Origin of the sequence: Dehalobacterium formicoaceticum (assembly GCF_002224645.1) — a bacterium.
In the GTDB taxonomy this organism is placed as follows: Bacteria; Bacillota; Dehalobacteriia; order Dehalobacteriales; family Dehalobacteriaceae; genus Dehalobacterium; species Dehalobacterium formicoaceticum.
This window is the reverse complement of record NZ_CP022121.1, coordinates 1,106,600-1,120,000: the sequence shown is the minus strand read 5'-3', so window position 1 is coordinate 1,120,000 and position 13,401 is coordinate 1,106,600. Positions and strand designations below refer to the sequence as shown.

The window sequence follows — 13,401 nt, the reverse complement described above, 5'->3', positions numbered from 1 at the left end:
TAAAAGATTCAGTAAACTGATTCTCTTATCTCCGTTCGACTTGCATGTGTTAAGCACGCCGCCAGCGTTCGTCCTGAGCCAGGATCAAACTCTCCAATAAAAATTATATTTCTATCGAGGTTTAATTGGCTCGATTCAATTACCTGTTTCTCAAACAGCTTCAAAGCTGGGTTTGAAGTTTCGCTTCTTGCCTCTAGCTTCTTGCTTCTTGTATTTCAGGTTTCGCATTTTTGATATTGTCAATCAGCTTGAAAGCTGGGCTCGAAGTCTTGCTTCTTGCCTCTAGCATCTTGCTTCTTGACTAACATCAGGCTTTGTTACTGTTCAGTTTTCAAAGACCAGCTTGAATAGCTTATCAAATCACTATCGGTTTGTCAAGCACTTTTTAGCTTGTTAAGTCCTGCTAACTTGATAATCTTTTTGTTACCGCTATAAGACATTTATTAATATACCATTAAGATTGTGTTATTGTCAAGGTAAATTCGACAAATAATTTATCTTCTCACTCCCATTCCACCGTAGCCGGGGGCTTTGAAGTAATGTCATACACCACGCGGCTGACAGACGGTATCTCGCTTGTGATCCGTGACGATATGCGCCGCAAGATTCTGTGCGGGATTTCGGTATACTCGCAGGTCATAAAATCACTGGTAGATACAGCACGGATTGCAATCACGGGGTCATATGTCCTGTCATCACCCTTGACACCTACGGAAAAAGTATCGGTTAATACAGCGAAATATTGATCCGGCCTGCGCCTCGCACCGTCAAGTTCTTCCCGAAGAATGGCATCGGCTCCGCGCAAAACCTCCAGCTTTTCCTCCGTAACTTCGCCCATAACACGGATGGCAAGCCCCGGTCCCGGAAACGGTTGGCGGTTTACAAGAAACGCCGGTAATCCTAATTTTCTGCCGAGAATACGAACCTCATCCTTAAAAAGCCCCGACAGCGGCTCTATGACTTCGCTAAAAGCGAGATTTTCGGGAAGCCCCCCCACGTTGTGATGGCTTTTGATTGTCGCACCATGCTGACCGCCGGATTCGACAATGTCCGGGTAGATCGTTCCCTGCGCCAAAAACCGGATATCCCCGAGCTTACCGGCTTCCTCCTCGAATACACGGATGAATTCCTCGCCGATAAGTTTCCGCTTTGTCTCAGGTTTAGTCACCCCTTTCAATTTGGCAAGAAAGCGTTCATGGGCATTAATGCGAATAAAACGAAGCTTGCGTTTAGAAAATACACCCTCTATTTCGTCACCCTCATGGAGGCGCATGAAGCCATGATCAACAAAGATGCAGATAAGCTGCTCCGGTATGGCCTTACTAAGCAGACTCGCGCATACCGAAGAATCAACCCCGCCTGACAGGGCAAGCAACACCTTATTATTTCCAACTTGGTTCCGTATCCGCCTTACCTGTGTGTCGATATAATCATCCAGCTTATAATCACCCACTGCGGCGCAGATATCATATAAAAAGCTTTTAATGATTTCACGCCCACCCTCGGTATGTTCTGTTTCCGGATGGAACTGCACTCCGTATAATTTTCGAGTGGCATTCTCACAAGCTGCAATACAGGTGGTGGTAGAGGCTGTCATACGGAAGCCTTCGGGAAGACGGGTAACCGCATCCCTATGGCTCATTAATGCGGAGAAGGCCTTTTTTACACCATCAAACAATTTTGATAAAGGCGCGGCCGAAGTCACTGTGACACGCCCATATTCACCTGCGTCCTTAGGCGCGACCTCGCCGCCAAGCATATGACACATCATCTGCATACCGTAGCAAATGCCGAGGATGGGAATTCCCAGCTCCCATATCTCAGGGTCGCACTTGGGAGAGTCGGCCAGATACACGCTTTTGGGCCCGCCTGTCAGAATAATACCGATAGGATTGAGCCGCCGTACCTCATCAGCCGACAAATGACCCGGTTTTATTTCCGAATACACGGACACCCCCCTGACTGTCCGTGCAATAAGCTCCTTATACTGACCGCCAAAATCAAGCACCAATACAAGCTGACTCATATCTCCACCATACTCCCTCACTCAAAAATATCTTTTTTCCTGGGCATACTTTCGCCGTGTCCAGTGAAACATGATGTGCAAAATGGTAACACGCACTTCCCGCACGCTCTTTTTAATCCTTCTATGCTGATATATCCCAAACTGTCCGCGCCGATTTTATGACGGATTTCATTGATGTCCATATGATTTGCGATCAGGTTTTCCTCACTGTCGATATCTGTTCCGTAATGACAGGTATGGCGAAAGGGCGGTGACGAAATCCTCACATGCACCTCTTTCGCACCCGCGTTCTTTAAGCTCCTGACAATCTTTTCGCTGGTTGTACCGCGCACGATAGAATCGTCAACAAGCACAATTCTTTTCCCTTGGATATTTGTTGTAAGGGGATTGAGTTTCAACCGGACAGCGCTATCTCGCTGTGATTGTGTCGGATAGATAAAACTCCTACCGATATAACGGTTCTTAACAAAACCTGACACCAGCGGTATCCCGCTTTGTGCACTGTATCCGCTCGCGGCTTCCAGCCCACTGTCCGGTACGCCGCAGACAATATCGGCCTCCACGGGATATTCCTCAGCTAAAACAGTACCCATATTGTGACGAGCTTCATAGATACTTAGCCCGTCGATTACCGAATCGGGTCTGGCAAAGTACACATACTCAAAAATACATAGCCCGTGCCCATCATCTTTGTTACCCAGCCTTACTCCTTGATGGGTCAGGCTGCCGTTTTCTACAACAATGATCTCACCTGGCAATACATCCCTTATGAACTCAAACCCGCAAGCTTCCAAAGCGCAGCTCTCCGACGCGATGGCATAACCAATCCCATTTTGCCCAATACAAAGGGGCCGGAAACCGTTTGGATCGCGCACGGCAATAAGCTTATTATCACCGCTTGCAATGACAAGGGAAAACGCTCCCTGTAAGAAATCAGCCGCCTTGACCACACCCAACACTGTATTTTGTTCTTTGGTTATACAATATGCGATCAATGATGACACAACCTCGCTGTCACTGGTCGCGTGGAAATAAAGTCCATTCTCTTTTAGTTGATGCCGTAAATCCAGCGCGTTTGTGATATTGCCGTTGTGCGCAGTCGCGATCCGTCCTGTCAAATACTCTGTTATGAATGGTCCCACGTTTTCTCTTTTATTGTTGCCGGTTGTCGAATAGCGGGTATGTCCAACAGCAATTCTTCCCTTAGACAGATTTTTAAACTCACCGCCGCAAAATACCTCACTAACAAGGCCCACATCCTTGTGATACAGGATATTGTTATCATCTACTACGGCGATGCCCGCCCCTTCCTGACCGCGATGCTGTAGCGACAGCAAGCCGTTATAGGTAAGACCCACCGCCTCATCTGTAGTTAAACTAACCCCAAAAACTGCACATTCCTCGTTTAATTTATCTTCAATTCTCATAATTTTTTAGTATCCCCTCAGCAATCGCCCTTTTTGTTGTGCGCATATCCATCGCTTGTTTTTCTATATATCGGTGCGCTTCTTGTTCACTCATATTGAGGTGGGAAATCAATATGCATTTTGCCCGACCAACTATGCGTACATCTTCAATTTTCTTTTTCAAGCTGCTGTTTTCATCTTGCATCCGCTTTAATCTGCTTTGTGCCGCTCTCGCAAGTTTCAACGCCGACCAAAATACAGCCTTGTTGATTGGTTTGGAAATTGTCAGCACACCGTCATTTTCGCAGATCGCGGATACAGCCTCAAAATGCTCATTTGCCACAACAAGAATAACTTGACTGATCCCTATGGATGCAAAATGCCTTGATAAGCTCTCACCAGATTCATCCCGAAGGGGCGCGTTTATGATTATCAAATCGAAATCCTGTTCTAAACGCCGCCGCCGCGCTTCAGCGCATGATTGTAAGGCAACGATTTGATTGATAGAAGCCGCACTTAACATTTCGGTAAAATAAGTAATGCTTTTTTCCGTGTTTGAAATTATCAAAGCGCTTTCCATCATTTCGCCGCCTTTCCAAATACTCTTAAGCCCTTATATTAAATTAAAGTATCTCTCCTTGTAAAACCTCTCTTTATCCTCGGCGGCGGCAAAATCTGCCGCCTCGGTTTCCTTAATAGCTAGATATTTTGTGAGCATTTCCTCGCCCATCACGCTATGCACAAACTTGCTGTCCCGCGCAAGATGAATGGCCTGATCAAGACTGTCCGGCAGCAGAGTAAGATTACTTATCACGCTTTCCGGTGCTGTATATAAATCCGCGTCAACGGCGGGGGGCAGAATCAAGCCTTTTTCAATCCCCTCCAACCCGGCGGCTAAAATCAAGGCAAAGGCGAGATGGGGATTGATTGACGGGTCCGGTGAACGCAATTCCATTCTAACCTTTTCACCGATTGCGGCTGGAATCCTTACCAGCTGGGAGCGGTTTTGATGTGACCAGGACAGATACTTCGGAGCTTCAAACGCTCCAAAGCGTTCGTAAGAATTGGCAAGAGGATTGAGAAACAGGGTTATCTCGGCTGTTTTTGAGAGTATTCCGGCAATAAAGCTCTCTACGATATTGGAGTGTCCCTCGCTTACGTTTTTGAAAATATTTATCCCATTTTGGGCAAGAGAGAGATTGATGTGCAATCCGCTCCCGGCAGCGGTCGGTATCGGTTTCGGCATGAAAGACGCGAACAATCCGTTGCGCGCGGCGACCGATTTGACTACGGACTTAAACGTCAACAGATTATCGGCGCTTTCCAAGGCGTTGCCGAACTTAAAATCTATCTCGTTTTGCCCCGGCCCTTGCTCATGGTGGGAGGATTCCGGTTTGATTCCCATTTCCTCAAGGGTCAGGCATATTTCCCGGCGAATATCCTCTCCCCGGTCCAGGGGCGAAATATCCAGATACCCGCCTTTGTCAAGGGTTACACCGGTCGGTTCCCCATCCTCGCCGATCTTGAAAAGGTAAAACTCACATTCCGCACCGATCATACAAGTGTAGCCCATTTTTTCGCACCCCTCGATAACACGCTTTAATAAATATCTACCGTCATGGGGAAATACGGAGCCATCCGGATTTTTAATATCACAATAAAAACGCGCGACTCTGCCCGGACCCGGCCGCCATGGCAACACCATAAACGTGGCAGGATCGGGGAACAGCAGCAAATCCGAGCGCATGACATCGCGAAAACCTTTGATCGCGTGGGCGTCAAATGAGACGCCGTTTTCAAATGCGAAGGATAATTCATCCGCCATGATCGAAATGTTTTTTTGAAAGCCAAAGGGGTCACAAAAACCAAGCCGGACAAATTTGACGTCGTTCTCCTTCACAAACTCCAAGACTTCACATACGCTGCTGTTCATAGGTCATGCCTCCTATTCTACTGTGACACTTTTGGCTAAATTGCGGGGTTTATCGATGTCAAGGCCCTTATTTGCAGCTACATAGTAACTGAATAGTTGTAAAACAATAACGGACAAGGACGGCGAGAACAATTCGTTGCTTTCAGGTAAACTGATCGACGACAATTTGTCGTTTTGTTCCACGTCTAAGCAGTTACCGATCAGCAGCACCTTGGCACCCCGGCTGATCACTTGTTCCACATTGCTCATAATCTTGCCGAATAACTGCTTGCAGTTTGAAATTGCAACCACCAGTGTATTCTCCTCGATAAGAGAGATGGTACCGTGCTTCAATTCACCCCCCGCATATGCTTCGGAGTGAATATAGGATATCTCCTTAAGCTTGAGTGAACCCTCTAAGGCGATGGCGTAATCGATATTCCTGCCGATGAAGAAAATGCTTTTGTATCCGACGCATGTGGAAGCGTATTTTTGGATCATGTCGACCTGCGTGAGCAACGCCGACAACTTTGCCGGCAGTGCAGCGATTTGCGACAGCAACTCCTGTTCCTGTTCTCCCGATATTTTTCCCAATTTAACGGCAAACCCCACAGCCAAAATATACAATAACACAAGCTGCGCGGAAAAAGCCTTAGTCGTCGCCACAGCAATCTCGGGTCCGGCGGCTGTGTAGATACAAAAGTCCGCCTCCTTGGCGATGGTACTGCCGACAACGTTGACAATCGATAAAGTGACCGCGCCTTTGACTTTCGCCTCACGCATCGCCGCGATGGTATCAGCAGTCTCACCCGACTGACTGATTAAAATGACAAGTGTTTTTTCATCTATAATAGCGTCCTTATACCGGAACTCACTGGCAAGCTCAACCTCAACCAAGATCCTGCACAGCCGCTCAAACACATATTTCGCCACCACGCCGGCATTATATGCCGATCCGCAGGCCGTGATCACGATCTTGTTAAAACGTGTAATATCAAGATTGTCAATTACCTTTTTATTATCACCGTTATTTATGGCCGATTGGATGGTGTCTTTTAAAACCTTGGGCTGTTCCATGATTTCTTTCAGCATAAAATGGGGATATCCGCCTTTTTCCGCACTGTCAAAGCTCCATGTTATGGTTTCCAGCTGTTTTTGGAGGGGCTCTTTGTCAAGATTGAAAAACTGTACACATCCCTTTTGCAGCACGGCTATTTCTTTATCGTTAAGATAATAGACCTTGTTGGTATGCTTCAATACAGCGGGCACATCAGAGGCAATGAAATGCCCGTGATCGGATACGCCGATAATCAGAGGATTGTCTTTTTTGACCGCAATGAGCGTATCAGGTTCATCAAGGCACATGATACCTAGGGCGTAAGAACCTTCCAACGCACCGGAAACCCGGATGACCGTATCCAGCAAATCGCCGTTATAGTAATACTCGGCAAGCTGTGCGATGACCTCGCTGTCGGTTTGCGAAGCAAAGGGTATGCCTTTTCGCTCCAAGCGCAGCTTTAACTGCTTATAATTTTCTATGATACCGTTATGAACGACGGCGATTTTACTCTGGCTTCCCACATGAGGATGAGAGTTTATGTCCGACGGCTCTCCATGGGTAGCCCACCGGGTATGTCCGATGCCCATGGTTCCGGCAATCGGGCAGCCATCAAGGCGTGACTCCAGCGCTGCAAGACGCCCCTTTTGCTTTACCACATTAAAACCGTCTGTACCATAAATCGCGATACCTGCCGAATCATATCCCCGATATTCCAGCTTCTTCAGTCCCTCGACAATAATGGGAACAGCGTTCTCACTACCTACATAACCGATAATACCGCACATGGTATCACTCCTTCAATTTACGGTATATAACCGTTTAAATAAAACCTATCTTCCGTGAGTGACTCCACATCTATGCCGAAATACCCGGCAAACTCCAGGTTTTATATTTATCGGACATTTTGAAGCCTCCTGAGTACATCTTGATAACTGTCAAGCACATCTCCCAAGTCCCGCCGAAAGCGGTCTTTGTCGAGTTTTTTATCCGTATCAATATCCCAGAGCCGACAGGAGTCGGGTGATATCTCGTCGCAGAGAATGAGCTTCCCGTCATACCTGCCAAATTCCAGTTTGAAATCTATCAGCCTGATACCGGTTTTCGCAAATAATGCGCACAATAGTTCATTAATCCGAAAGGCCTGCCGGGTCATTTCCTTGAGTTCCTCCTCGGTCGCGAGCCCGATAGCGGTAATCTGGCTTTCGTTTATCATGGGGTCACCAAGTTCATCACTCTTTAAACTGAACTCGATCACTGTGTTTTTAAGAGCTGTTCCCTCCGGGACACCGTACTTTTTGGAGAAGCTTCCGGCCGCGACGTTTCTGACAATAACCTCAATCATAACGATCTCCGCTTTTTTCACGAGTGCGGTAGCATCGTCAATAACTTCAATCAAATGCGTTTCGACGCCATGTTCCGCAAGATAGCCGTAAATCAAGCTTGAGATTGCGGCGTTCAGCTTACCCTTGCCCGAAAGCTCCGCCTTTTTTTCACCATTAAAAGCAGTGGCGGTGTCCTTATAACGGATGATCAGGCTTTCGTTATTCGGCCCGCGGTAGATAATTTTTGATTTACCCTCATACAAGATATCACTCATAATTTTATTCCCCCGCATACTTAATATGTCCAAAGTTTCAAGCTCTTTTTCATTTAAGCCCACGACCCTGGGCATGAGCTGTTTTCCTTTCATGATTTCAATCGAATGAGGTTCATGCTGCCAAGCAGTCAGCCGAAATTGAAAAAGGTGCTCATCACATGACGCCTTTAGAGGGTAGCCATCCACCGATTTATAAACCGTCGACAACTAACCTATGCATCATCTGATGAACACCTTTGTTCAACAACAAAATAAATATATAATAAAACCTCCTTATTGTCAACGGTCAATAAAAATTTTATTTGCCACTCCTAAAAAACAAGAGACAACCCTCTTCAGGGTGTCCCTTATCTCATAAAAAAGTCTATTGATTATTCAACGAACTAATCCCGCGGACGCAGTGTGGGGAACAGGATCACATCCCGAATCGAAGATGAATCCGTTAAAAACATAACCAAACGATCGACGCCTATGCCCAGTCCTCCCGTGGGCGGCATCCCATATTCCAAGGCCCGAATAAAATCTTCATCCAACATCTGGGCCTCATCATCGCCGGCATCCCTCATTTTCATCTGCTCCTGAAAACGCCCCAGTTGATCTAGTGGATCATTTAATTCGGAGAATGCATTGGCAAGTTCCCGGGCATAAATAAATACCTCAAAACGATAGGTTAAACTGGGATCATCACTCTTCCGTTTAGCCAAAGGAGATATCTCCACAGGAAAATCAATGATAAAAGTCGGCTGCACCAGATGGCTTTCAACCTTTTCTTCAAAAACAGCCTCGATAACCTTCCCTCTGGTTGCATCTTTTTCTACATGGATTCCAAGTTTTTCTGCTGCTGCCCGGGCTTCTTCATCACTTTGAATTGTAGTGAAATCGATACCGGCATACTTCGAAATGGCAGCCAGCATGGGCAAGCGGGGCCAGGGGGGCGTTAAATCAATCTCTTCCCCTTGATAAGTGATTTTGGTAGTGCCCAGAACTTCCTGGGCAATATGAGCAATCATATTTTCTGTGATTTCCATCATATCATCATAGTCCGCGTAAGCCTGATATAGCTCCATCAGGGTAAACTCAGGATTGTGACGGATAGAGATCCCTTCATTTCTAAAAACACGACCGATTTCATATACTTTTTCCATGCCGCCGACAATCAGCCGTTTTAAATGCAGCTCTAGGGCAATCCTCATATATAATTCCAGATCTAAGGCATTATGATGGGTAATAAAAGGACGAGCAGTCGCTCCACCCGGTATATTATGTAAAGTAGGCGTTTCTACTTCCAAAAATCCTTTTTCATCCAAGTAGCGGCGCATAGCACGAATAATCTTGCTGCGTAATTCAAAAACTCTTTTTACTTCGGGATTAACGATTAAATCCACATAGCGCTGCCGATAACGCAGTTCCACATCCTTTAACCCATGCCATTTTTCCGGCAGGGGGCGCAGACTTTTACTTAAAAGGGTTAATTTCTCAAGAGCAACAGAAATTTCCCCCCGCTTGGTGCGAAAAACCTTCCCTTCCACGCCAATAATATCACCAATATCAAGCTTTTGGAAAACCTGGAATTGTTCTTCCCCCACATCATCCCGGCGGATATAAATTTGTATTTTACCGTCATTGTCAGATAGCTCGGCAAAACTAACCTTGCCGTGGCCGCGAATTGCCAAAATACGGCCGGCAATGCGAACCTGCTGATGCTCCATTGCTTCGAAATTAGTGATGATTTGATTGGAGGTACTGGTCCGTTCATATTTTGTGCCGAATGGATCGACTCCTAACTCCTTCAAATCATTCATTTTCCCGATGCGCACCCGCATCTGTTCATTTAATTCTAAATCCAAAGTTCATTCACTCCCCGTAACAAGCAGACAAATTAAGCTGTTTTTTATCAAATTCCAAGACTCACACTTCTATAAGTGGGAGCTCCTATTTTCACTTCAGGTGGGGTAGATTCCCTATCTGAAGCCCCGATGTTCAGCTTTAGCTGAACGAGTTCACTTGCTGATATTCAAAACCCGATATTTAATCACCCCAATGGGAACATCAATAGCAACAATGTCGCCGACACTATGGCCCAGCAAGGCCTTTCCTACCGGAGATTCATTAGAAATCTTGTTTTTTACAGGATCAGCTTCCACTGAGCCCACAATGGAATATTCCAGTTTATCTCCGGAATCCACCTCTTCAATCTGCACGGTTGCGCCTACAGATACAGTAGCCACATCCACATCATTGGCATCAATCACCCGGGCATTGCGCAATTTCTTTTCCAGGTTCATAATCGTGCCTTCAATAAAGGCTTGCTCGTTTTTGGCATCCTCATACTCCGAATTCTCGCTGATATCGCCAAACTCAATCGCCTGCTTAATACGAAGGGCCACTTCTCTGCGGCGCACAGATTTTAATTGCTCCAGTTCATCTTCTAATTTCTTCAAGCCCTCAACGGTTAAAATGACTTCTTTATTAGGCATAATTTCTCTCCTCTTATGTAAGGTTACGTTTTAGTTTTATTATCATTATGAAAGACAGCCATTATTTATGCGCAGAAACTAAATAATGTCCATAACTACTACAACAAGCACTACCAATTAAAAATATGGCAGTGCTTGGAGGTAATCAATTTAAAGGCATTTATCATTAAGGGATATTATATTCCTGGTGCTAAAAAATGTCAAGGGAAAGGTGTCCGTCATTCCTTGGTTCTTTTTGCTAAATAGCTCGAGCATTGAGATCATTCATGCGGCAAGCCCGCACGCGAGCTATTTTCCCCTCTTCCACCGGTCGTTCAAAACTGCGCAAGCCGGCCAGCTTAAAACCATGCTTTTGGGCCAGCTCTCCGATCCTGTTTACCTGGCCAATCGTCAATTCCCGACCCAGAGTATATGATTCAAACAGGTTTTCCATGGCTAACAGAATCGTTTCCGCCATACAGGCTAAGGCGAGCTTAGGGGGATAACCAAAGTTAAAATGAAAATCCACATCCCCGGGAAGCTCAATCAGTCCCCCTTCAATAACCAGTACATCCTCCCTTTCCCGGGCAACGGTTTTAGAAATACTTCTGGGGCGGGCTACATCGCAGACGACGGCACCGGTTTTAAGTTTTTGAGGGTCAATGATTTCCGTCACAGCAGAAGATACCGCTAAAACAAGATCTGCCTGACTCAAGACCTGATCTATTTGGGTGGACGTACGGACAGCCAGTCCGTCTTCATAATAGATTTTACCGGCCAGCTTTTCTAATTTTGCCTCATCTCTGGCCACCAAGGTAAGGTATTTACATTCCTTGGAAAGGATGCGTGTGCACACACTGCCGATGGATCCCGTGGCTCCGATCACGACGATCTCTGCCTGCTGCCACTTGATACCAACCAGTTCCGCCGCCCTTTTCATCCCTTCCAAGGCAGTATAAACCGTATAGCTATTGCCTGTGGTCACAGGGATATTGAGATTTTTGGCAACGGTGATACCGGCATCGCCTACCACCGAGGTCATCGCCCCCAAGCCTAATACCTTAGCGCCCATTTTTTCTGCATATTTTCCCGTCTGAATTATTTTATTCAGCACTGTCTGTTCCGGCATTTCCACCATTTGCCGGGCAGTTAGAGGACAAGCGACGAACATACCTCCCGTTTCGTTATATTGGGACTTAATACCTGTAATATCAGAAACAAAAAACGGGGGACAAAGGGACATGGCTTTTTCTATTAGTTTATCCGGCATGATCCTGGCCTTAGGAAATTTTCGGTAGATATCATTAACATCCAAAGGATGGATCATAAAAGCAAAATCATGCAAAGTGCTCCGCTCCTTTCACGAATCTTTCAACTGCTTAACCTGCTTTCTTCTTGCAGATCAATGATGCGTGGTTCAAAATGAATCCGGTCCAGTAAATCTTCAAAATCCTCCCGGGTCAATTCTCCTCCTTTTTCAGGAGCAAGAGAGACTAAAATTCCTTCCATCACATTAGTTCCGAAGGAACGCCCTCCAAATTCAGGGGTAGTGGTTACCAGTAAGTTCGCATTCCTGCGACGCATTTCCGCCACATCATCCATGGTCACCGTATTGGTGATAATCATCTTTCCCGTCAAACTTTGGGGCATATATCTTTTGATAAAATGATAGTCTCCGGCAATAATATCCGCCTCCTGATAAAACTTCTCAAACTTAGATAATGAAACCTCTTGTTTAGCACCTGTCGGATAGATAAAGCGGATGGGTAATTGAACAATCACAGGGGCAAGGAGCCGAGCCGCCTTGCTAAGAGAGGTCAAGGAATGTAAGGGGACAGGAATGCCCAGCCCAAAAATCAAATCTCCTAAAATCAATTCCGCCCCAGCCTCCTGTAAAGCTTCCGCCATGCCAAAACGATCCGCTCCCGAGACTAAAAGCACTTTTTTCCCCGTAAAATCCCAGCCTTTTCCCCGGGCTAAATACTCAATCACTCTTCGTTCCAAGGTGTTCTTTAAACTGCTCCCATCCACCACCGGTGTATGGGGGGCACAGTTTTTTAGTTTCAAGGATTCGCGAAAGGTGTATCTTTTACCGCCGGCATATATGTAAAGGTCTGTCCCACCTAACCCAATAGCATTTACCTTACCATCTAGGGAAGCAATTATCTCCATGGCTTTTTTTACGTCTCCGTCAGTGCCCACCCGTTCAATGGAAAACATTTGACCTAAGATTTCTATCTGAACAGTATGATTACGCTTTGATGATCCTAAGGATACGCTGACAACTCGTTTCATGCTTTTGCCTCCTGCTTACCTGACTTTTTCAGAGTTTGAATGACTTTTTTAACCTGCTCAATATCTACCATGCGATCTTCTTCAATGGGAGAGCGGCCAATTTCAATGCCAACAACCTCTAGATTAAAAATGCCCTGAAACAGCTTTATTCTTTTATTGGAAGCGAGTACAATCAAGTAATCAAAGCCCTGCAGCTGGGTGATAACATCCATAACCTTATTGAATAAATCAACGCCTTTCCCCTCCCCCACATAGGCCCATCGCTCCTCTTCCGAAAGAATCAAAGTAAATTCCACACCTTCCTGCTCCAACATCTGCAGCAGCTCTGCTTTATTCTTGACCGGAAAACCAATGACAGCGATGCGATGACCCTTGTGCACTTCTCCCAGTCTCTCCAAGTGGGAAATGAAGGCCCGATCTAAGGACATGCGGCGCGCAGCCTCCTGCTGGGAAAGTCCTTTAACTCTATACTCCAGGATCTTTTCAATTTGGGACCATAATTTATTTTTGCTGATGACTTTCTCACCAATGCGGATAAAATCCATATTCTTCACCCTTATATAATACGAAATGAAATTGGAATTTATGTGCACAGTTCTGTGCACTAACAATAAAATAATATTACCAAATTCTTCTTAATTATTCAAGA

At 45.8% G+C, this 13,401-nt stretch carries 11 protein-coding genes and 1 rRNA gene (1 of these 12 running past the window's edge); all 12 read right to left on the bottom strand.

The window, feature by feature from the left end:
* Positions 1–100: ribosomal RNA gene (locus CEQ75_RS05455) — 16S ribosomal RNA — on the bottom strand (it extends 1,471 nt beyond the left edge of the window).
* A 402-nt stretch (positions 101–502) separates the two neighbouring features.
* Positions 503–2,026 carry a glutamine-hydrolyzing GMP synthase gene (gene guaA, locus CEQ75_RS05450; protein WP_089609437.1) on the bottom strand — a complete coding sequence of 508 codons (1,524 nt, stop codon included), beginning with the start codon at positions 2,024–2,026 and terminating at the stop codon, positions 503–505.
* Between the two features lie 17 nt (positions 2,027–2,043).
* Positions 2,044–3,453, bottom strand: a complete 1,410-nt coding sequence (purF, locus tag CEQ75_RS05445; RefSeq protein WP_242965381.1) for an amidophosphoribosyltransferase — start codon at positions 3,451–3,453, stop codon at positions 2,044–2,046.
* Positions 3,443–4,015: an ANTAR domain-containing response regulator gene (locus CEQ75_RS05440; protein WP_242965380.1), complete on the bottom strand. Its 573-nt coding sequence runs from the start codon at positions 4,013–4,015 to the stop codon at positions 3,443–3,445. The genes purF and CEQ75_RS05440 overlap by 11 nt, the downstream gene beginning before the upstream one ends.
* A gap of 30 nt (positions 4,016–4,045) precedes the next feature.
* On the bottom strand, positions 4,046–5,365 hold the full coding sequence (locus CEQ75_RS05435; RefSeq protein ID WP_089609435.1) for a glutamine synthetase family protein: 1,320 nt from the start codon (positions 5,363–5,365) through the stop codon (positions 4,046–4,048).
* Positions 5,366–5,377: 12 nt separating this feature from the next.
* Positions 5,378–7,189, bottom strand: a complete 1,812-nt coding sequence (gene glmS, locus CEQ75_RS05430) for a glutamine--fructose-6-phosphate transaminase (isomerizing) (protein ID WP_089609434.1) — start codon at positions 7,187–7,189, stop codon at positions 5,378–5,380.
* Positions 7,190–7,296: 107 nt separating this feature from the next.
* Positions 7,297–8,208 (bottom strand): phosphoribosylaminoimidazolesuccinocarboxamide synthase, encoded by a 912-nt coding sequence (purC, locus tag CEQ75_RS05425; protein ID WP_338032000.1) that lies wholly within the window; start codon positions 8,206–8,208, stop codon positions 7,297–7,299.
* Positions 8,209–8,384: 176 nt separating this feature from the next.
* Positions 8,385–9,848 carry a lysine--tRNA ligase gene (gene lysS / locus CEQ75_RS05420; RefSeq protein WP_257912934.1) on the bottom strand — a complete coding sequence of 488 codons (1,464 nt, stop codon included), beginning with the start codon at positions 9,846–9,848 and terminating at the stop codon, positions 8,385–8,387.
* A 153-nt stretch (positions 9,849–10,001) separates the two neighbouring features.
* Positions 10,002–10,478: a transcription elongation factor GreA gene (greA, locus tag CEQ75_RS05415; RefSeq protein ID WP_089609433.1), complete on the bottom strand. Its 477-nt coding sequence runs from the start codon at positions 10,476–10,478 to the stop codon at positions 10,002–10,004.
* A gap of 238 nt (positions 10,479–10,716) precedes the next feature.
* Positions 10,717–11,802 carry a polysaccharide biosynthesis protein gene (locus tag CEQ75_RS05410; protein ID WP_089609432.1) on the bottom strand — a complete coding sequence of 362 codons (1,086 nt, stop codon included), beginning with the start codon at positions 11,800–11,802 and terminating at the stop codon, positions 10,717–10,719.
* 26 nt (positions 11,803–11,828) lie between these two features.
* Complete coding sequence (locus tag CEQ75_RS05405) at positions 11,829–12,752, bottom strand: quinate 5-dehydrogenase (RefSeq protein WP_089609431.1); 924 nt, start codon at positions 12,750–12,752, stop codon at positions 11,829–11,831.
* The gene (locus CEQ75_RS05400; RefSeq protein WP_089609430.1) at positions 12,749–13,297 is read right to left on the bottom strand and encodes a transcriptional regulator; all 549 of its coding nucleotides are present in this window, start codon (positions 13,295–13,297) and stop codon (positions 12,749–12,751) included. Before CEQ75_RS05400 ends, CEQ75_RS05405 begins: the two co-directional genes overlap by 4 nt.
* Positions 13,298–13,401 lie beyond the last annotated feature (104 nt).